This is a genomic window from Antrihabitans auranticaus (genome assembly GCF_016481275.1).
Classification (GTDB): Bacteria; Actinomycetota; Actinomycetes; order Mycobacteriales; family Mycobacteriaceae; genus Antrihabitans.
Genome location: NZ_JAEMNW010000003.1, coordinates 645,238 through 665,879, shown reverse-complemented (window position 1 = coordinate 665,879; position 20,642 = coordinate 645,238). Strand labels below are relative to the sequence as shown.

Annotated in this window: 17 protein-coding genes and 2 tRNA genes; 17 read left to right on the top strand and 2 right to left on the bottom strand. The window is 63.8% G+C overall.

Going from position 1 to position 20,642, the window contains the following annotated elements; translation table 11 throughout:
* Positions 1-34 precede the first annotated feature (34 nt).
* The 8 genes from dnaN to JGU72_RS17300 all read left to right on the top strand — a co-directional run bounded on the left by dnaN (position 35) and on the right by JGU72_RS17300 (position 9,370).
* Entirely contained in the window at positions 35-1,219 is a 1,185-nt protein-coding gene (dnaN, locus tag JGU72_RS17335) for a DNA polymerase III subunit beta (RefSeq protein ID WP_199685170.1), read from the top strand.
* Positions 1,220-1,224: 5 nt separating this feature from the next.
* Positions 1,225-2,460, top strand: coding sequence for a DNA replication/repair protein RecF (gene recF, locus JGU72_RS17330; RefSeq protein ID WP_199685169.1), 1,236 nt, complete (start codon positions 1,225-1,227; stop codon positions 2,458-2,460).
* Entirely contained in the window at positions 2,457-3,014 is a 558-nt protein-coding gene (locus JGU72_RS17325) for a DUF721 family protein (RefSeq protein WP_199685168.1), read from the top strand. The genes recF and JGU72_RS17325 overlap by 4 nt, the downstream gene beginning before the upstream one ends.
* A 281-nt stretch (positions 3,015-3,295) precedes the next feature.
* The gene (gene gyrB, locus JGU72_RS17320; protein WP_199685167.1) at positions 3,296-5,347 is read left to right on the top strand and encodes a DNA topoisomerase (ATP-hydrolyzing) subunit B; all 2,052 of its coding nucleotides are present in this window, start codon (positions 3,296-3,298) and stop codon (positions 5,345-5,347) included.
* Positions 5,348-5,431: 84 nt separating this feature from the next.
* Complete coding sequence (gene gyrA, locus JGU72_RS17315; RefSeq protein ID WP_199685166.1) at positions 5,432-7,951, top strand: DNA gyrase subunit A; 2,520 nt, start codon at positions 5,432-5,434, stop codon at positions 7,949-7,951.
* Positions 7,948-8,964, top strand: coding sequence for a DUF3566 domain-containing protein (locus JGU72_RS17310; protein WP_199685165.1), 1,017 nt, complete (start codon positions 7,948-7,950; stop codon positions 8,962-8,964). Before gyrA ends, JGU72_RS17310 begins: the two co-directional genes overlap by 4 nt.
* A 103-nt stretch (positions 8,965-9,067) precedes the next feature.
* Positions 9,068-9,141: transfer RNA gene (locus tag JGU72_RS17305), tRNA-Ile, on the top strand.
* A gap of 156 nt (positions 9,142-9,297) precedes the next feature.
* Positions 9,298-9,370, top strand: a tRNA-Ala gene (locus JGU72_RS17300).
* A gap of 28 nt (positions 9,371-9,398) precedes the next feature.
* On the opposite strand, the gene JGU72_RS17295 is transcribed toward JGU72_RS17300, so the two are convergent.
* Complete coding sequence (locus JGU72_RS17295) at positions 9,399-10,304, bottom strand: LysR family transcriptional regulator (RefSeq protein WP_199685164.1); 906 nt, start codon at positions 10,302-10,304, stop codon at positions 9,399-9,401.
* Positions 10,305-10,365: 61 nt separating this feature from the next.
* Here JGU72_RS17295 and JGU72_RS17290 point away from each other — a divergent pair, with 61 nt between their 5' ends.
* The 4 genes from JGU72_RS17290 (at position 10,366) to JGU72_RS17275 (ending at position 13,728) form a co-directional block, all read left to right on the top strand.
* The gene (locus JGU72_RS17290; RefSeq protein WP_307828484.1) at positions 10,366-10,773 is read left to right on the top strand and encodes a DUF5997 family protein; all 408 of its coding nucleotides are present in this window, start codon (positions 10,366-10,368) and stop codon (positions 10,771-10,773) included.
* Positions 10,774-10,887: 114 nt separating this feature from the next.
* The gene (locus JGU72_RS17285) at positions 10,888-12,132 is read left to right on the top strand and encodes an alkane 1-monooxygenase (protein WP_199685163.1); all 1,245 of its coding nucleotides are present in this window, start codon (positions 10,888-10,890) and stop codon (positions 12,130-12,132) included.
* Complete coding sequence (locus JGU72_RS17280) at positions 12,132-12,773, top strand: TetR/AcrR family transcriptional regulator (RefSeq protein ID WP_233532507.1); 642 nt, start codon at positions 12,132-12,134, stop codon at positions 12,771-12,773. Before JGU72_RS17285 ends, JGU72_RS17280 begins: the two co-directional genes overlap by 1 nt.
* Positions 12,774-12,801: 28 nt before the next feature.
* Complete coding sequence (locus tag JGU72_RS17275; protein WP_199685162.1) at positions 12,802-13,728, top strand: acyl-CoA dehydrogenase family protein; 927 nt, start codon at positions 12,802-12,804, stop codon at positions 13,726-13,728.
* Here JGU72_RS17275 and JGU72_RS17270 read toward each other — a convergent pair.
* Positions 13,712-16,870: an AfsR/SARP family transcriptional regulator gene (locus JGU72_RS17270; protein ID WP_199685161.1), complete on the bottom strand. Its 3,159-nt coding sequence runs from the start codon at positions 16,868-16,870 to the stop codon at positions 13,712-13,714. The two genes, JGU72_RS17275 and JGU72_RS17270, sit on opposite strands and share 17 nt — an antisense overlap.
* A 108-nt stretch (positions 16,871-16,978) precedes the next feature.
* Between JGU72_RS17270 and JGU72_RS17265 the strand changes: the two genes are divergently transcribed.
* From JGU72_RS17265 to dinB, 5 genes are all read left to right on the top strand, one after another.
* Complete coding sequence (locus JGU72_RS17265) at positions 16,979-17,875, top strand: alpha/beta fold hydrolase (RefSeq protein WP_199685160.1); 897 nt, start codon at positions 16,979-16,981, stop codon at positions 17,873-17,875.
* Complete coding sequence (locus tag JGU72_RS17260) at positions 17,875-18,450, top strand: NADPH-dependent FMN reductase (protein WP_199685159.1); 576 nt, start codon at positions 17,875-17,877, stop codon at positions 18,448-18,450. Before JGU72_RS17265 ends, JGU72_RS17260 begins: the two co-directional genes overlap by 1 nt.
* A 41-nt stretch (positions 18,451-18,491) precedes the next feature.
* Complete coding sequence (locus JGU72_RS17255) at positions 18,492-19,037, top strand: dihydrofolate reductase family protein (protein WP_199685158.1); 546 nt, start codon at positions 18,492-18,494, stop codon at positions 19,035-19,037.
* A 156-nt stretch (positions 19,038-19,193) separates the two neighbouring features.
* A complete protein-coding gene (locus tag JGU72_RS17250) occupies positions 19,194-19,412 on the top strand; it encodes a hypothetical protein (protein WP_199685157.1) in 219 nt (72 codons plus the stop codon).
* 28 nt (positions 19,413-19,440) lie between these two features.
* The gene (gene dinB / locus JGU72_RS17245) at positions 19,441-20,637 is read left to right on the top strand and encodes a DNA polymerase IV (protein WP_199685156.1); all 1,197 of its coding nucleotides are present in this window, start codon (positions 19,441-19,443) and stop codon (positions 20,635-20,637) included.
* The last annotated feature ends 5 nt before the right edge of the window (positions 20,638-20,642 follow it).

Here is a 20,642-nt window from a genome sequence, read left to right as displayed (position 1 = left end):
ACGAACCCAACCGACCGAGAGGAACGCCGGGGCGATGGAGCTTGGGAGCATGAAATTTCGAGTTGCTCGCGAAGACTTCGCGGATTCCGTTGCCTGGGTGGCACGGAGCCTGCCTTCTCGTCCTCCGGTGCCCGTCCTCGGCGGTGTCCTGCTGGTGGCCGACGACAACGGCCTGACTGTTTCGGGATTCGACTACGAGGTCTCCGCCCAGATGCGGATCTCTGCCGAGGTCGCGGGTCATGGCGAAGTTCTGGTGTCGGGCCGGCTACTCGCTGACATCACGAAGTCCCTGCCCGGTAAACCGGTCGATGTGACGGTCGACGGCACGCGTGTCTCGATCGTGTGCGGAAGCGCGAAATTCTCGTTGCCGACGATGCCGGTCGAGGACTATCCCCAACTTCCCGAGCTGCCCGGGCACACCGGTTCGGTCTCGGCGCAGATCTTTGCCGAGGCGGTCGGCCAGGTTGCGATCGCGGCAGGCAAGGACGACACACTGCCGATGCTGACCGGGATCCGGGTCGAAATCGAAGGCACCAACGTCGTCTTGGCGGCAACCGACCGGTTCCGCCTTGCCGTGCGGCAGGTCGAGTGGGATCCGGAGAAGTCCGACGTGAAGACGGCGGTGCTCATTCCTGCGAAGACGCTTTCCGAGTCGGCCAAGACACTTGTCGGGCCGCTCGATTCACAGGTCGAACTGTCGCTCGGTTCCGGGTCCTCGGTCGGTGCGGACGGTCTGCTCGGAATCGTCTCGTCCGGCCGTCGGACGACGACACGCCTGCTCGATGCGGAATTCCCGAAGTTTCGGCAGTTGCTGCCGAAGGAGCACACGTCGATGGCGACGCTTGACGTCGCCCCGCTGATCGAAGCAATCAAGCGTGTTGCCCTGGTTGCCGACCGCGGTGCGCAGGTTCGGCTCGAACTGTCCGAGGACGGCCTGCTGCTGTCGGCGGGTGGTGAAGACGCCGGCCGAGCGGAGGAGCGGCTCGAGGCCGACTTCCGCGGCGAACCGCTGACGATTGCCTTCAACCCCGGCTACCTGAACGACGGCCTCGGATCACTGCACAGCGACCGCGTGTCATTCGGTTTCACGACTCCCAGCCGCCCCGCCGTGCTGCGCGCCGCGAGCGACGAGGAGCCGGAGACCTCGGCGTCGGGTGCGTACGTTGCTCCGGCCAGCGATTACACGTATCTGCTGATGCCGGTTCGCTTGCCGGGCTGACCTAGGTGTTCGTCAGATCGCTTGCACTGCAGGACTTTCGGTCGTGGGACCGCGTCGGGATCGATTTGGCGCCGGGCCGGACCGTCTTCCTCGGCGCGAACGGGAACGGCAAGACGAACTTGCTCGAGGCGTTGGGATACCTCTCGACCCTTTCTTCACATCGGGTCGCGTCGGAGGCACCGCTGGTTCGGACGGGTGCGACGCGCGCACAGATCAGTTCCGCGGTCGTCAATGCCGACCGCGAGCTGCGCATCGATGTCGAGCTCAATCAGTCCGTCGCGAATCGGGCTCTCATCAATCGCAGTCCGGTGCGGCGGCCGCGCGAAATTCTCGGAATCTTGCGCACGGTCTTGTTCGCACCCGAGGATCTGGCACTCGTTCGCGGTGACCCGGCAGAGCGTCGACGATTCCTCGACGAATTGCTCACGACCCGATTGCCACGGATGGCAGCGGTGCGTGCCGATTATGAGCGGGTTCTCCGGCAGCGATCCGCGTTGTTGAAGACGGCGGCCCGCGCGCATCGGGCAGATCTGTCGACGCTCGACGTGTGGGACGGCCACCTGGCAGTGCATGGTTCGACGCTGGTGGCCCAGCGGTTGCAGCTCGTCCACGAACTGGCTCCGTACGTGGTCGCCGCATATCGAGCGATCGCGCCGGAGTCGCGTCCCGCCGCGATCCAGTACCGCTCGAGTCTGGGCGATTCCCTCCCCGCCGAGTACCTGGATCCCGCAAGAACACCGGCCGCCGACGATCGCGAATTCCTGGAGGCAGTCTTTCTCAGCGAGCTGGCCAAGGTCCGCTCGAAGGAACTGGAACGCGGAGTGTGCCTGGTCGGACCGCACCGCGACGACCTCGAGTTGTATCTGGGCAGCGAACCCGCGAAGGGTTTCGCAAGTCACGGCGAATCCTGGTCCTTCGCGTTATCGCTTCGCCTCGGCTCCTTCGAACTGTTGCGTTTCGATGGAAGCGACCCGGTTCTGCTGCTCGACGACGTATTCGCCGAACTCGACCGCCGCCGTCGCACCGCACTGGCAACCGTCGCGGTGACCGCCGAGCAGGTGTTGATCACAGCGGCCGTTGCCGAGGATGTCCCGCCTGAGCTCGAGGCGAACGTCGTGGGAGTCGAGGCGATTGCGACCGCTGATGGCCGGGTGTCGCGAATCGTCGAATCCGGCGGCACTGTCGGTGGTGCGGAATACGATCTGGAAGCCCCCCAGGCCGGAAGGAGTGTCGCGACGTGACGACAGGCGCGGAACCGGAGCCGGAGCAGCCGGTGCTCAAAGGTGTGGATATCGCACGGCGCGCCCTCGAGGAGGCGCGTGCCGCCGCTCGAGCGAGCGGGAAGGCGGTAGGGCAGGGCAAGTCGTCGCCGCGCAACGCGAACATGTCGCGGTACCGGACCGGTCGCAAACGTGGCTGGTCGGGCTCGGGTCCCGACGATCGTGACCCGCAGGCATTCGGAGCTCTGGCCGGTTCGATATCGCGGTCGCGTGGCTGGACACCGAAGGTGGCCGAGGGAACGGTGTTCGGCCGGTGGGCGCAGGTCGTCGGCGAGGACATCGCGTCCCACGCAGAACCGTCGGTGCTGAAGGACAAGGTTCTCCACGTCGCAGCCGAATCCACCGCTTGGGCAACACAATTGAGGCTCATGCAGGCGCAGATCCTTGCGAAGATCAATGCCGCTGTCGGGCAAGGTGTCGTGACATCACTGCGCATTACCGGTCCCGCTGCGCCGAGTTGGCGTAAAGGTGAGCGACATGTCAAAGGCCGCGGCCCGCGCGACACCTACGGCTAGACCAGCGGTACATAGGTCCGCGAAAGACAGTTCCTGATTTTCCGCTACGTAGGGTTTCACTCCCGAATCGTCGAGTTAATCGATTCTCGGGCGTCTCAGGGGTGTCATAGGTGCACTGTGGCCTACGCGTACCAGTAAGATGAAGGGGTAATTGGCGGCGACACCGCCGACGTGCGTTCGGAACCTCGATTTCGGTCGTCGCTGCCTAGCGAAAGCGATGCCCGAACGATGCCGGGGGAGTTGCGCGTCGGGAATCTTGGAAGAAGGAGAGCTACCGACCCGTGGCTGCGCAAAGTTCGAGTAAGGGTAAGTCCGACAGCACGGCGAAGAGTGATTACGGCGCCTCCTCGATCACCGTCCTCGAAGGCTTGGAAGCGGTTCGTAAACGCCCCGGTATGTACATCGGCTCCACCGGTGAGCGTGGGTTGCACCACCTCATCTGGGAAGTTGTCGACAACTCGGTAGACGAGGCGATGGCAGGGCACGCGACTCGAGTCGATGTCACGTTGCTCGGCGATGGCGGCGTCCAAGTTGTCGACGACGGCCGTGGTATCCCGGTTGCGATGCACTCGTCGGGTGTTCCGACGATCGAGGTCGTCATGACCCAGTTGCACGCCGGCGGCAAGTTCGACTCGGATTCCTATGCGGTCTCAGGCGGTTTGCACGGCGTCGGTATCTCGGTGGTCAACGCGCTGTCGACAAGTGTCGAAGTCGAGATCGACCGTGACGGCTTCCATTGGACGCAGACATACAAGGACGCGAAGCCGGGCAAGCTCGAGAAGGGCGCGCCGACCCGAAAGACAGGTACCACCACTCGGTTCTGGGCCGATCCCGAGATCTTCGAGACCACGGTTTACAACTTCGAGACCGTGTCACGTCGGTTGCAGGAGATGGCGTTCCTCAACAAGGGCCTGACGATTACCTTCACCGACGAGCGCGTCGCCGATGACGACGTCATCGACGAGGTCGTCAGTGAAACCGCCGCCGCACCGAAGACGCATGCGGAAGAGGAAGCGGCCGCTGCTGCGCCGGTGCACAAGGTCAAGACCCGGACCTACCACTACCCGGGTGGTCTGGAAGATTTCGTTCGGCACATCAACCGCACCAAGCAGGCGATTCACAACTCGACAGTCGGCTTCACTGCCAAGGGCACGGGCCATGAGCTCGAGGTCGCGATGCAGTGGAACTCCGGCTACTCGGAGTCTGTGCACACTTTTGCGAACACGATCAACACGCACGAGGGCGGCACACACGAAGAGGGCTTCCGTACCGCATTGACCTCGACGGTCAACAAGTACGCCCGCGACAAGAAGCTACTCAAGGAGAAAGAGCCCGCACTCACGGGCGACGACATCCGCGAGGGCCTGGCCGCGATCATCAGCGTCAAGGTCGGCGAGCCGCAGTTCGAGGGTCAGACGAAGACGAAGCTCGGCAATACCGAGGTCAAGTCGTTCGTGCTCAAGGCCTGCAACGAGCACTTGGCGCACTGGTTCGAATCGAACCCTGCGGATGCGAAGACGATCGTCAACAAGGCTGTCTCGTCGGCGCAGGCGCGCATGGCCGCCCGTAAGGCTCGCGAGCTGGTCCGCCGCAAGAGCGCGACCGATCTCGGTGGGTTGCCGGGCAAGCTTGCCGACTGCCGCTCCAACGACCCGAGCAAATCCGAGATCTACATCGTGGAGGGCGACTCCGCCGGCGGTTCGGCGAAGTCGGGCCGCGACTCGATGTACCAGGCGATTCTCCCGCTGCGCGGAAAGATCATCAACGTCGAGAAGGCACGCATCGACCGCGTGCTGAAGAACAACGAAGTCCAGTCGATCATCACGGCCTTCGGCACGGGTATCCACGACGAGTTCGATATCAGCAAGCTGCGGTATCACAAGATCGTGCTGATGGCCGACGCCGACGTCGACGGCCAGCACATCGCAACGCTGCTGCTCACGCTGCTGTTCCGCTTCATGCGGCCACTCGTCGAACACGGTCACGTCTATCTGGCGCAGCCGCCGCTGTACAAGCTGAAGTGGCAGCGCGTCGAGCCGGAGTTCGCCTATTCCGATCGTGAGCGCGACGGAATGATCAAGGCGGGTCTCGAAGCCGGCAAGAAGATCAACAAGGACGACGGTGTGCAGCGCTATAAAGGCCTCGGCGAGATGAATGCCAAGGAGCTGTGGGAAACCACGATGGACCCCGCCGTACGTGTGTTGCGTCTGGTGACGCTGGACGATGCGGCATCGGCCGACGAGCTGTTCAGCATCCTGATGGGCGAGGACGTCGAAGCTCGCCGCAGTTTCATCACCCGCAATGCCAAGGACGTTCGTTTCCTCGACGTGTAGGAGCTGGCGCGCCTGTGCGCGGTTAGCGAGTCCAGGGACTCCCAACCGCGCACGTGCAGCGCAGCCGCCTGAAAAGGAGTTTCAATGACTGACACCACGTTGCCGCCGTCGGGTGGAACTGGGGACCGGATCGAGCCGGTCGACATTCAGCAGGAGATGCAGAACAGCTACATCGACTATGCGATGAGCGTGATCGTCGGGCGCGCGTTGCCCGATGTCCGCGACGGCCTGAAGCCGGTGCATCGCCGCGTCCTGTACGCGATGTACGACAACGGCTATCGACCCGACCGTGGTTACGTGAAGTCCGCGCGACCGGTCGCCGAGACGATGGGTAACTACCACCCGCACGGCGACGCGTCGATCTACGACACCCTCGTGCGTATGGCGCAGCCGTGGTCGCTGCGGTATCCGCTCGTCGACGGCCAGGGCAACTTCGGTTCGCGCGGCAACGACGGCGCGGCGGCCATGCGGTACACGGAGTGCCGCCTGACTCCGCTCGCCATGGAGATGCTGCGCGAAATCGACCATGAGACAGTCGATTTCGTTCCCAACTACGACGGCCGCACACAAGAGCCGACCGTTCTTCCCAGCCGGGTGCCGAACCTGCTGATGAACGGCAGCGGTGGTATCGCCGTCGGCATGGCGACGAACATTCCGCCGCACAACCTGAACGAGCTCGCGGACGCCATCTACTGGTCGCTCGAGAACTTCGACGCGGACGAAGAAGCAACGCTCGCGGCCTGCATGGAATACGTGAAGGGCCCCGACTTCCCGACTTACGGGCTGATCGTCGGCGGGCAGGGTATTCACGACGCGTACACGACCGGCCGCGGCTCGGTCCGGATGCGTGGCGTCGTCGAGATCGAAGAGGACGCCAAGGGGCGCACCACGATCGTCATGACCGAGTTGCCGTACCAGGTCAACCCGGACAACCTCATCACCTCGATCGCCGAGCAGGTTCGCGACGGCAAGATCTCGGGTATTTCCGACATCCACGATGAGTCGTCCGACCGTGCGGGCATGCGGATCGTCGTCACCATCAAGCGTGACGCGGTCGCCAAGGTTGTGCTGAACAACCTCTACAAGCACACCCAGCTGCAGACCAGCTTCGGCGTGAACATGTTGTCGATCGTCGACGGTGTGCCGCGCACCCTGCGTCTCGACCAGATGATCCGGCTCTACGTCACTCATCAACTCGACGTGATCGTCCGGCGGACGAAGTACTTGCTGCGCAAGGCCGAGGAACGGGCCCACATTCTGCGTGGTCTCGTGAAGGCACTCGATGCGCTCGACGAGGTCATTGCCCTCATCCGGCGGTCGGCCAACACGGAAACCGCACGTACCGGCTTGATGGAACTCCTCGACATCGACGAGATCCAGGCAACGGCCATCCTCGATATGCAGCTTCGCCGTTTGTCGGCGTTGGAGCGCCAGAAGATCGTCGACGAGCTGGCCAAGATCGAAGCCGAGATCGCAGACCTGAAGGACATCCTCGAGAAGCCCGAACGGCAGCGGGCAATTGTTCGGGACGAGCTCAAGGAGATTGTCGACAAGTACGGCGACGACCGCCGGACCCGAATCATCGCCGCCGACGGCGATGTTGCCGACGAGGATCTGATCGCTCGGGAAGACGTGGTCGTGACGATCACCGAAACCGGTTACGCGAAGCGGACCAAGACGGATCTCTACCGCTCGCAGAAGCGTGGCGGCAAGGGAGTGCAGGGTGCCGGCCTCAAGCAGGACGACATCGTCAAACACTTCTTCGTCAGTTCGACCCACGACTGGATCTTGTTCTTCACGACGAAGGGCCGGGTCTACCGCGCGAAGGCGTACGAACTGCCCGAAGCCAGCCGTACCGCTCGCGGGCAGCACGTCGCGAACCTCCTGGCCTTCCAGCCGGACGAACGAATTGCCCAGGTCATCCAGATCAAGACCTACGAAGACGCGCCCTACCTGGTACTTGCGACGCGAAACGGCCTGGTCAAGAAGTCGAAGCTGACAGATTTCGATTCGAACCGCAGCGGCGGAATCGTCGCCGTCAACCTGCGTGGCGAAGACGAGTTGGTCGGTGCAGTGCTGTGCTCGTCCGAGGAAGATCTGTTGCTCGTATCGGCACAGGGCCAGTCGATTCGGTTCTCCGCGACGGACGAAGCCTTGCGCCCGATGGGCCGCGCCACGTCCGGCGTCCAGGGGATGCGGTTCAACGGTGACGACGAACTGCTGTCACTGAATGTTGTCCGCGAGGGAACCTATTTGTTAGTTGCCACGAACGGCGGCTACGCCAAGCGCACCCCGATGGACGACTACCCTGTGCAGGGACGTGGCGGCAAGGGCGTCCTCACGATCCAGTACGACAGGCGGCGAGGCACGCTCGTCGGAGCGCTGATCGTGAACGACGAGGACGAGCTTTATGCGATAACGTCCGGCGGTGGAGTTATTCGCACCGCTGCGAAGCAAGTCCGCAAGGCCGGCAGACAGACCAAAGGTGTGCGACTGATGAATCTCGGGGAAGGCGACACATTGCTTGCAATTGCTCGCAATGCCGACGAGCCTGACGATATCGACACCACCGGTGCAACGAACGGATCGAAGGAGTCCAAGTGACCACGCCCGACGAACCGACCGGAGCCAACGGTGCAGCCGATGGTCCGACCGAGCGCGTGCAGCAGCCACCGTCGCTGATTCCGCGCGCGATTCCCCGGCCGGTTCCATCGAAGCCCGCTAGTGACGGCGGCTCGCCCGCTGGTAGCGGCGACCAGCCGCCGCAGATTCGGGCACCCAGGGCCGAGCAGCCCCACGCGCCGCAGCATCAGGGGCCGCGTACGCAGGGCGCCCGGCCGGCACCGGTTGCCGAAACAGCGCAATCCCGCACCCCGGTGGATGGGGCTGCGGCTGCAGCCACCGAGACCGCCGCAAAGGTGCAGAACGGTCATACCCGTCCGGCGTGGCAGCGCCCGGGGCAACCACAGCGTGAGCCGCAGTCGAACCTGCACCGTCCCGGTGAGCCGCCGGTAGCGGGCAGGCCGAACAATGCCGCGCCGGTCGGAGCAGTGCGCGATCAGGCAGCGGCCGCGAAGACTCTTCGCAAGGAAGCAGCCAAGTCGAAGTCCGAGGCGATCGACGGACCTACTCGCCATATTGCGCGTCCCGAGTTGGCCAAGGACATGCCGGACCTTTCCGAGGTCCGGCATCCCACGCCGGCCGAACAAACCGCCGCACCGGCGGGTCGAGTAGTCGCCACATCGGTCGCAACGGAGGGCGAGCCCCTGCGAGCGACGGTGCAGATCCGCAAGATCGACCCCTGGTCGACGCTGAAGGTCACGCTTGTCATCTCGGTGGCGCTGTTCTTCGTGTGGATGGTCGCCGTCGGGCTCCTGTACCTCGTTCTCGACGGAATGGGTGTGTGGGACCGGCTGAACAACGCCTTCACCGACATCGTGTCCGAGAACAGCTCTGACGGCCTCGTCAGTGCAAGTCAGGTCTTCGGGTATGCCGCGGGTATCGGCGTGATCAACGTTGTGCTGTTCACCGCTCTAGCCACCATCGGTGCGTTCATCTACAACCAGTGCTCGGATCTGGTCGGCGGCGTCGAGGTGACGCTCGCCGATCCGGACTAGCGAGAAGTCGCTGCACTGGGCCGTTTTGGTTATCGACGGCCCGGTGCGGTAATCTCTCCCCTCGGTTCAGGTTGCAGATTGCAGCCGCGAATCGAACGAATACGGGCCTATAGCTCAGGCGGTTAGAGCGCTTCGCTGATAACGAAGAGGTCGGAGGTTCAAGTCCTCCTAGGCCCACTCCCCGTACAAAGTAGGGTAGGAATATGAAATTCTTCCTCCCTGTTCTCGGTGTGACGGTGGCTGTGCTCGTCGGAATCACGAAGCTGCGCACGCGCAGTAGTGAGGACGTCTGGCACGAGGCCACCAGCCGCTGATCTCAGCGGCTATCGGTCCGGGGCCGTAGCTCAATTGGCAGAGCACTGCCTTTGCAAGGCAGGGGTTAGGGGTTCGATTCCCCTCGGCTCCACAAGTTTCCGCCCGCCCGCAGCGCGCACTCAGCGCCTGCGGGTTTGTTTTTTGCCCTTTGCCGGTTGCGTGGCCGGCTTCTTCCGGCCATCCCGCTGCGGCTTCGGCGCGGTGGAGGACGATCGCGAGCTTCGTTCCGAGCGTCCCCTGACGATCCCGATGAACTCCTCGATGTGGTCCGTAGTGTGGCTCGACAGCCAGGAGACGGCGATCTCCGTTGCGGGCGCATCGACGACAGTTCGGTAGACGAGGTCTTTGCGTGCGTGCAATCGCGCGATCGAGTGCGGGACGATCACCACTCCGACCCCGGCCGCCACCAATTCGATCGTCGACTCGATCGAGTCCAGGTCGTCGGCGTTGTGCAGCTGTTCATCTGCGAGGTCCGACAGTCGCAGCTCGTCGAACGCGGCGATCGCATGTTCCTTCGGCACCAGAACAACGGGCTGCTCGCGATAGAGCGGTATGACGCTGAGCCCCTCACGGTCGACCGGTAGCCGCAAGAACCCCACGTCTATGCGTCGATCATGAAGGGACGCAACTTGATCGGCGACCTCGACGACCGATGCCTGCAACGGGACCTCCGGAAAACGTTCGGCCCACGTGCGGGTCCACTTCGTCACCGTGACGCCGGAGACGAAGCCGATGTGAAGTTCCGGGTTCGACACGACCACAGGTTCGGCGGCCTCGGCATCCGCGCGCGCGACGAGATCGTGTGCCGAACGCAAGTACTCGCGACCGGCGTCGGTGAGCTCGGTCGGTGAGGCGCCGGGGACGAAGAGCTTTGTGTCCAACTCCCGCTCGAGGTCGATCACCGTATTGCTGAGCTTCTGGCGCGAGATGTTGAGAGACTTCGCCGCGCGCGCGAAGTGCAATTCCTGCGCAACAGCGACGAACCAGCGCAGCCGTTGAACGTCGACGGACTCCAGACCGGTCATTGGAGGAAGCGTATTGCACTCGTGGTCCGGGTCGGCGCGAGAGGCAGATATTGTGTGGTGCGTGAGCCCGGACAAGAAATCGCAGACAATGAAGCCCCTGACCGCGGCGAACAAGCTCGGAATCTACTTGCCGGCAACGCCCGAGGAGTTCCGGAACTCGCAGATCTCCAGAGCCGAACTGGCGGAGCTGGAAGCGAATCCGCCCGAGTGGCTCGCCGAACTGCGCCGCAACGGACCGTTCCCGCGTGATGTCGTGTCCCGGAAGTTGGGTATCTCGAATTCCGGATTGGTACGCGCAGATGTATCGGATTCCCTGACTGCCGATCAGATCGGCGCGCTACTTGCCGATCCGCCCGAGTGGCTCGTTCGCGAACGCGCCAACCTTGCCGCGGTGATCGCGGACAAGAAGCGGATCAAAGAAAAAGAAGCCGAACGTCGGGCGGCGACGAATCGGCCCGCTAAAAGGTGAGCTCAGCTTTACAAATCGTTCTGTTTGTCTAGACATAGGACGTAGACGTCCGTAATGTCAACCGCATCGGTGCTCTACCTCACAGCACGTGAGGCGGTTGAGAAGGAGACATAGATGTCTACCCAGACAGAGACCGCGAATGCGGAGTCGGTGACGGCGCCTGCTGTTCCGGTATGGCGAGATTCCAAGCGATACATGTGGCTGTGGGGGCTGTTCGCTCCGAGCGCTCTTGCTATCGCCCTTCCGCTGATCTGGACCCTCAACAGCATCGGATGGAGCCCGGTCGCGCACGTGCTGTGGTGGCTCGGACCCGTGCTCGTGTACATCCTGATCCCGATTGCCGACCTGTTCTTCGGTCCGGACGGTGCGAACCCGCCCGACGAGGTCATGGAGTACCTCGAGAACGACAAGTTCTACCGCTACCTGACCTACGCGTTCGTTCCACTGCAGTACGCGACACTGGTCGCCGCGTGCTACCTGATCACCGCGAACGACCTCAGCTGGCTCGGCCTCGACGGTGGATTGAGCGTCGTCGACAAGATCGGCCTCGCGATCACGGTCGGTTGCATCGGCGGCGTCGGCATCAACACAGCGCACGAGCTCGGCCACAAGAAGGTCGACATGGAGCGCTGGATTTCCCGGATCACGCTTGCCCAGACCTTCTACGGACACTTCTACGTCGAGCACAACCGTGGTCACCATGTCCGCGTGGCCACTCCCGAGGATCCCGCCAGCTCACGATTCGGCGAGACCTTCTGGGCCTTCTGGCCACGCACCGTATCGGGCAGCTTCACGTCCGGCTGGAACGTGGAGAAGACCCGTCTGCAGCGGCTCGGTAAGGGACCGTGGACCATCAAGAACGAGGTCCTCAGCGCCTGGCTCATGTCGGTGGTCCTGTTCGGCGCCCTCGTCGCGATCTTCGGAATCGAGCTGCTGCCGTATCTGCTGCTGCAGGCACTGATCGGTTTCAGCCTGCTCGAGGCGGTGAACTACCTGGAGCACTACGGCCTGTGCCGGCAGAAGCTGGCGAGCGGTCGTTACGAGCGTCCGGCGCCGGAGCACAGCTGGAACAGCGACCACATCGTGACCAACATCTTCCTGTACCACCTGCAGCGCCACAGCGATCATCACGCGTATCCGACGCGTCGCTACCAGACGTTGCGCAGCTGGGACGGTGCGCCGAATCTGCCCAGTGGTTACGCCAGCATGATTCTGATCGCGTACTTCCCGCCGATCTGGCGGAAGGTGATGGACCCGCGAGTGCTTGCGCACTACGACGGCGACATCACCAAAGCGAACATCGATCCGAAGAAACGCGCGAAGGTTCTCGCCCGCTACGGAGTGACAGAGTCCGCCTGATGACGATGGCTGAGCGGTCCGCGGCGCCGGCCGCGGTCCGACCCACGTACCACTCGGCGGCCCGCGACCTCCTCAGGCAGTCGATTCTGGATTCGGTTCGCGACTTGCTGAAAGAGCGTGACTGGTCGAAGGTCAGCCTGTCCGACGTCTCGAAGCAAGCCGGCGTCAGTCGGCAGACCCTGTACAACGAGTACGGGTCGCGTTCGGGCTTGGCCCAGGCCTATGCGATCAGGCTCGCGGACCGCTTCGTCGATCAGATCGACAAAGCGATCTGGGCAAACATCGGCGACATCCGCACGGCGCTCTCCGAGGCGGTGTCTGCTTTCCTGCAGGAGAGCGCAGCGGATCCGCTGGTGCAGTCGTTGCTCACCGGTGAGGTGAAGCCTGACCTCCTGCGCCTCGTCACGATCGACAGCGCGCCGATCATCACGCACGCCGTGGGACGACTGGTCGTGGTCTTCCAACGCAGTTGGGTCGACGCGTCCGACGACGATGTCAGGATCCTCGCGCGATCCGTCGTTCGGCTCGGCCTGAGCTATGTCTCGATTCCGCCCGAAAGCGAATACAACGTCGCCGCAGACCTCGCACAGCTGCTCGGGCCCTTCGTCGAATCGATCACGACAGCGGACCCCAGCCGCTGAGGTTCGCGGCTCGCGCTACCGTCGGCACATGACAGAGCTGCTCGAGTTCCTCCTGACGGAATCTCCGACGCCCCCCGCGATCGAGTCCGTCGCAGCCGCATGGCAGCACCACCGAACAGTGGCCGATCGGTTCGAATCGCCTGTGGATATTGCGGCTGCCGCCGGGTTCGGCGCAGACCGTCTGGGCTATGCGTTTCTCTCCGGATATCGTGCGGCACTGCAGAAGCTGCTCCCGGCTATACCGAGCGACTCGATGGTTGCGTTGTGCGCGACCGAGTCGGGCGGCGGTCATCCGAGTGCGATCAAGACGCTGCTGACGCCGTCCGGTGACGGCTGGGAACTGACCGGGACGAAGTCCTTTGTGACGCTGGGGTCGGCGGCCGACGTCCTCATCGTGTTCGCGACGACCGGAACGTCTGCGCAGGGGCAGAACCAGTTGCGCGCGGTCTCGGTCGATTCGAAGAGTCCGGGAGTCCGGATCGACGACCGAGAACCCCTCGAGTTCGCGCCGGAAATTCCGCATGCTGCACTGACCTTGGATCGAGTCGCGGTGAGCCCGGACGACGTCTTGCCCGGCGACGCATATTCGTTGTACCTCAAGCCGTTCCGGACCATAGAGGATCTGCACGTTCTTGCTGCCGGTATCGGTTGGCTCACTCAGATCGCGCGCAGATCCGACTGGCCACCGAACATCGTCGAGCGGTTGCTGGCCCTGCTGACGACGGTCCGTGCTCTCGCGGCCGCGCAGGCCTCGGCTGCCTCGACGCATATCGCGCTGGGTGGAACGTTCACCCTGTTCATCGAACTGCTCGATGACCTCGAAACACAGTGGACCACTACCGATCCGGAGCTTCGCGAGCTATGGGCGAGGGATCGGCCACTTTTGTCGATCGCCGGATTCGTCCGTGCCAAACGGCTCGAGGCCGCGTGGCGAACTCTCACTCTCGGTGGGTAGCAGCTTCCATCGCTACGAGAGTCGCCAGTTCGTCGTCCGAAAGGCCACGGCCAGTGGCACGTTCGGCCTCGAGCTGTGCGCTGTTCAGGGCAGAGGACAGGACCTCGACAATGCGGGCAACGTCCGTGAGCTCCGACGGCGACGGCGGCATTCCCACGCGGGTCTGAATAGCTTCGGCCGCGCCGAGCAGCTGCGCCGCAGACTCTGCCCGGCCCCGCAGCGCAAGAGCACCGGCCATGCCCTCGAGAGCCCAGGCCGCGTCGCGCGGCGCCTGTATTACCACCGACATCGAGTATGCACGTGAGTGACAGTCCCAAGCGTGCGTTGCGTCGCCGTCGATTTCAGCGATGAAGCCCAGTTCACAGAGCACGGTCGGAAGATATGGCGGAGCCTCTTCGGGAGGCCCTTCGGGCGTGATGTCGATGATCCCGCGCAAGACCTCGAGGGCCCGCTCCACCTGACCGCCACGGCGTGCAGCGAAGCCGAGTCCCATCGACGCAAACACCTGACCGCCCATCGAGCCTTGTTCGGCCGCAAGCTTCAGAGCCGGCTCGCAATACTCGATGGCCTGCTCGAACTTGCTCTGCTCCATGGCAATCCAACCGAGCCAGGACAGGTGCCCGGCAACGTCCTGCCACAGCTCGAGCTCCTCGGCGATACGCAATCCGGCGCGATGCTTTTCGGCAGCACCGTCGAAGTCGCCCCGCAATTCAGCAAGTGCACCAAGCCATTCCGCAGCTTGCAGTTGACCCCAGCGATCCCCGACCCGGGCAAACAGTTCGGCGCTGCGTTCGGCGCAACGGCCGAGTTCGGCGATGTCGGCCTGAACGTGGGCCGCCATCGCCTTCATCAGGTGGACCGCCGCAATGCCCCACTCGTCGCCTACCTGCTCGAATGTGGCGAGCGTGGAATCAAGATCTGCCGGGCCCGGTGCGTCGATCGCTGTGAACACCGCGAACCACTCCGCACGTGCCCGGACGCGCGGGTCTGTGATGTCGTCGAATTTCGGGGCAGGAACGGGCGCACCCTGTTTTGCGGCGAAGCCGGCGTCCCATGCCGAGGCGATCGCGCGTAGTTCCGCCGCGCCGCCGGTTGTTTCGAGTGCGGCACGCAGGCAGCGGCGACCCTCGCCGAGGCGTCCGCGCAAAAACCAGTACCAGGCAAGCGAATTGGCGATGGCCAGCGCATCGTCGGCGTGTCTCGAAGCGATCGCATGGTCGAATGCGAGGCGGATATTGGCAGTTTCGGCGTCCAGGCGGTGCAGCGATCGCTGCTGCTCTGCGTGGTACAGCAGTGGCGCAGCAGACTCGGCGACGTTGCGGTAATAGGCAAGGTGGCGTGCCCGCAGTGCTTCGACCTCTTCGGCCTCGTGCTGACGCCGCAGGCAGTATGCGGCGACAGATTCCAGCAGCCTGTACCGGGTTTCGCCGCGGGTGTGGCTGCTGACCACGAGAGATCGGTCGACAAGTCGCACCAGCAGCTCGGGCACGAGGTACTCGGGTAAATCCGTTCCACTGCAAATAGTTTCGGCGGCGTCGAGCGTGCACCCGTCGGCATGGACAGCGAGCCTGCGCAACACGGTCTGCTCGTCGCTGGACAGCAGATCCCAACTCCAATCGATCATTGCCTGGAGAGTTTGCTGGCGTGGCGGCCGACCGCGGTGCCCGGTCGCGAGCAGCCGAAACCGGTCGTCGAGGCGCGCCACCATCTCGTGCACACCCAGTCCGCGCACGCGGGTTGCGGCTAGCTCGAGCGCCAGCGGTATGCCATCGAGTCGCCGGCACAGCAACGCAATCGCATCGCGCGAGGCGTCGTCGAGGACGAAATCGCGGTCTGACGAGCGGGCACGTGCAACGAAAAGTTCTATGGCGCTGGACTGTTCGAGGGTATCGACGGTCCATACACATTCGCCGGGCAACCCGAGTGGCTCTCGGCTCGTCGCGAGTACGCGTGCGCCCGGAGCACTGCGCAGGAGGTGTTCGGCAAGTTCGGCGACAGCGTCGACGACGTGCTCGCAGTTGTCGAGCACGAGCAGCGTTGCGCGACTGCGGACGGCGGCGAGCAGGCGTTCGATCGGGTTCGGGATCTCGCCCGTGTCCCGAATTTCGAGGGTCTCCGCGATGTGCTCGGCGAGGTCGGCCGGCGTCGGGCGCTCGAGGCCGGCCAACTCGACCAGCCAGACCCCGTCCGCGTGACGCGCCGCTGTGGCACCTGCGGCCGCGACGGCAAGACGGGTTTTTCCGACACCGCCCGGACCGGTCAGCGTGACAAGTCGTTCGTCACCCAGTGCGATGTCGAGGTCGCGCAGCGCGTCGTCGCGGCCCACCAGCGCGGTCAGGTCTGCGGGCAGGTTGGTCGACCTACGTTTCACGTGAATCATTTGCGGCGGCGGCGCAGAGAGCGATTCGTCCTGTGCCAAAATCGCGCGCTGGAGCGCGACCAACTCGGCACTAGGATCCAGACCGAGCTCGTCGGCAAGCAGAGCCCGCAATTCGTCGTAGCTGGCGAGCGCTTCGTGCTGGCGCCCCGCGCCGTACAGCGCGCGCATATGAGCGGCTCGAAGCCGTTCTCGCAGTGGATTTTCCGCCAGGACCTCGGAAATGTCGCCGACGACCTCGGTGTGCTGGCCAAGGTTGAGCCGAGCGTGGGCGAGATCCTCCCACGCCACAAGGCGCTGCTCCTGCAGCTTCGCAATCGTCGCCACGGCGAACTCGTCGTCCGCGAACTCCGCGAGAGCCGGACCCCGCCAGAGCGCCAAAGCCTCGGTGAGAAGCGCGACCGTCCGGTCCGGCTCGGCTCCGCGCGCGTCGACGAGCAGTTGCCGGAAGCGGGCGGCGTCGACCGCGTCTTCCGCAGTGTGAAGCCGATAGCCGGGTGGCGGCGAAACCACGAGCGACTTCGCGCCAGGCTCGGCATCCTCGAGGGCTCGGCGCAGCTGAGAAGCCTTGGCAGACAACGTACCTGCCGCATTTCCCGGCGGACGTTCGCCCCAGATGTCGTCGATCAGGCGGTCGGCGGAGACAGGCCGACCGACATTGACGAGGAGGTCGGCGAGCAACGCACGCACCTTCGTACCAGGTACGGCAACCGGTTCGCCCGTGTCGGTCCAGACGGCGAGGGGTCCCAAGATTCCGAATCGCATCGGCGCAAGCCTATCCGGAGCCCGGCAACCGACCGTAAACAAACCGTAAGGCGGTCCGCGCAGAGTGAGTCACATCGAAAGATCGCAGACCACAGAAAGAGACTCACCATGAAGAAGACAGTCGTCGCCCTCCTCGCCGCAGCGTCGGTCGCCCTTGTCGGATGCTCGTCGACCGATGCACCGGACGCTGCAGCCCCGGCCGCCGATCCCGGCCACTACGCGGCGGTCAACGGCCTGAACATGTACTACGAGGTCCATGGTGAAGACAACGGTCAGCCGCCGTTGGTTCTACTGCACGGTGGCCTTTCGGCGACCGGGACGTCCTTCGGCGAACTGCTGCCGACACTCGCTCAATCTCGCAAGGTCATCTCGGTGGAGCAGCAGGCACACGGCCACACCGCAGACATCGATCGGGTGATGAGCATCGAGTCCATGGCGACCGACACGATGACGCTGCTGGATCAGCTGGGTATCCCGCAAGCCGACATCTTCGGCTACAGCAACGGTGCCGGCGTAGCCCTCAACATCGCCATCAGGAATCCCGAATTGGTTCACAAGTTGGTGCTCGCATCGGGCAGCTACAGCACAGCGGGTCTCTACCCGGGAATGCTCGAGGGCATCGCCCAGATGCAGCCGGAGATGTTCGAGGGAACACCGTTCCTCGACGAATATCGAAGCATCGCACCACGTCCCGAGGACTTCGGGCGACTTCTCGAGCGCACCAAGGAAATCGATTCGACGATCCCGGAGTACTCGCCCGAGCAGGTCCGTGCGGTCACCGCTCCGACGCTGCTGATCGCGGCCGACTCCGACATCATCCGGCCCGAGCACACCGTCGAGTTCTTCCGGCTGCTCGGCGGCGGCCGCAACGGAGACATCGAAGGCATGCCCGAATCGCAACTGCTGGTGGTGCCCGGTGCCTCGCACGTGACCGTTGTGCAGCAACCTGCCGTCGTTCTGCCCGCAATCGATTCGTTCCTCGACGCGGATCCGGCGGCGCAGTGATGAACGGGCGGCTCCGCGTCGCGGTGATCATCGGGAGTACGCGAGTGGGCAGGTTCGGCCCGACAGTCGCCGGCTGGTTCGCAGGCCGGGCGCGCCGGCGACGGGACTTCGATGTGGAGGTCATCGATTTGGCCGACGCAAATCTGCCGGACCGACTGACCGACGACGTACCACCACCGCCGGTTCGTCACCTCGCCGCGAAGCTCGAGTCTGCAGACGCGTTCGTGATCGTCACCCCCGAATACAACCGGAGCTATCCGGCGCCGGTGAAGGCGGCGATCGACTGGTACTGCAGCGAGTTTTCCGGGAAGCCGGTCACCTTCGTCTCCTACGGTAGAGAGTCGGGTGGGATGCACGCGGTCGCGCATCTGCGCGAGGTGTTCGCAGAGCTGAACGCGGTCGCGATCCGGGACAGCGTGAGCCTGCCGTGTTATTGGAACCAGTACGCCGCCGACGGTAGTTGGCCCAAAGGGTCTGGGGAACTGGAACATTCGGTCGGCGCAACGCTCGATCAGCTGGCGTGGTGGGGGTTCGCACTGCGCGACGCCAGAGCACAACAGCCGTGTCCGCACTAGCGGCCGGTTCGAAACAACAACACACACAGGAGGATTGGAAAATGGGAAAGATCATCGAATCGACGTACGTGACGCTCGACGGAGTTCAGGACGAACCGCAGCAGTGGTCGTTCGACTACTTCGACGACAAGGCAGGCGCATTCGCGCTGGAGAGGCTGCTCGGGGCAGAGGCGTTGCTGATGGGCCGTCGGACATACGACGGTTTCGCCGAAGCATGGACACAGCGCAGTGGTGACGAATTCTCGGACAAGTTCAATTCCATGAAGAAGTACGTTGCGTCGTCGACCCTGATAGACCCGACGTGGAACAACACGACCGTTCTGGGTGCCGATGTGGCCGGCGAGGTCGCGAAGCTGAAAACCGAACTCGACGGGGACATCTTGATGTACGGCCACGGCCCGGTCGCGCGGTTGCTGCTCGAGCACAACCTGCTCGACGAGCTGCACCTGTGGATCCATCCGTTGTTCTGGGGCAAGGGCGCTCCGGCCGATCTGCTGTTCCAGCCGGCTGCAGAGACGCGTCTGGCGCTGTCGGGAACGACGGTCCTGGACTCCGGGGTGGTGATTCTTTCCTACGTTCCCGCATGATCGGTCAGTTTGAGCGCCGTACATCCCGATTGGATGTACGGCGCTTTTTCTGCCTCCGGCATGTCGAAAAATTGATTCCTGATTCGACGTATCAATAGAAGCGCAACTGGCGATGTACATCACAACAAAGCCGGCGCCAGACAAGGAGGATCGAAAATGAACGTGCTCATCGAAATGACATCGTTGGCGATCGGTCGTCCGACCGCTGACGCCGATGCCGAGACCGTTGCAGTGTGGTACGAGGCCAAAGCCCGACTCCACGAGCATCTCGCTCGCCAGGACGGGACCGACAGTGCGCGCGAGAATGCACTCGCGCTGCGCGCACACGAGCGTGCACTGCGTGCTCGCGGCATGTCGGAGCTCGCGGTAGCCTGACGAACTTGTCGGTGGTCGATGCGAACATATGTTCGTGCGAACCGATGCAACGATCCTTCACGCCGACCTGGATTCTTTCTATGCGTCGGTCGAACAACGGGACGACCCGACACTGCGCGGCCGGCCCGTTATCGTCGGCGGGGGCGTTGTTCTCGCGGCAAGCTACGAGGCGAAGGCATACGGCGTCCGCACACCGATGAACGGTCGTGAAGCACTCCGCCTCTGTCCCAACGCGGTCGTCGTCGGTCCACGTATGTCCGCCTATTCAGAAGCCAGTAAGGCGGTCTTCGACGTGTTCCGTGACACCACACCGCTCGTCGAGGGGATTTCGATCGACGAGGCGTTTCTCGACGTCGGCGGACTGCGGCGCGTCTCCGGCTCGCCGATGGAGATCGGCCAGCGGCTACGCGAACGGGTGCAAGCGGAGGTCGGGCTGCCGATCACGGTGGGAATCGCATGCAACAAGTTTCTGGCGAAGGTGGCGAGCGCCGTCGCGAAACCGGATGGTTTGCTGCTCGTTCCGCCGGGCGGCGAACTGGAGTTCCTTCATCCCCTTCCGGTCGAGCGGCTGTGGGGCGTCGGCGCTGTGACTGCACGGAAGCTGCATGATCACGGGATCCGGACGATCGGAGAGATGTCGAGCGTCGGCGAGGCTGCGCTCGCCTCGTTGCTGGGTCGGGCGTCGGGCCGTCATCTCCACGCCCTGTCCCACGCGCGCGATCCACGTCGAATCGAGGTCGGCCGACGGCGAAGATCGATCGGCTCGCAGCGGGCGCTCGGCCGGAGACCGCGGTCGGACGAGGACATCGATGCAATCGTCGTCGGCCTGGTCGATCGTTTGGGTAAGCGGCTTCGCCAAGCCGACCGCGTCACCAGGACGGTCGTGCTGCGACTGCGCTTCGACGACTTCGCGCGCGCGACTCGCTCCCATACGATCTTCGAACCCACGGCTGGCAACGACGTAATACTGGCGGTGGCAAGGAGATTGGTGAACGAAGCGCGTCCCATGATGCGGGCCAGGGGACTGACCTTGATCGGACTGTCGCTGGGTAACCTGGAGAACGCCGACTCGATCCAACTTGCACTGCCGTTCGGCGCGGCGACATCCGAGACGCTCGACGTCACGGTCGACAGGTTGCGTGAGAAGTTCGGTTCGGCGGCCGTCACCAAAGCTGTTCTGATCGGTCGCGATCAAGGTATGACAGTACCGATGCTGCCCGACTGATCCGA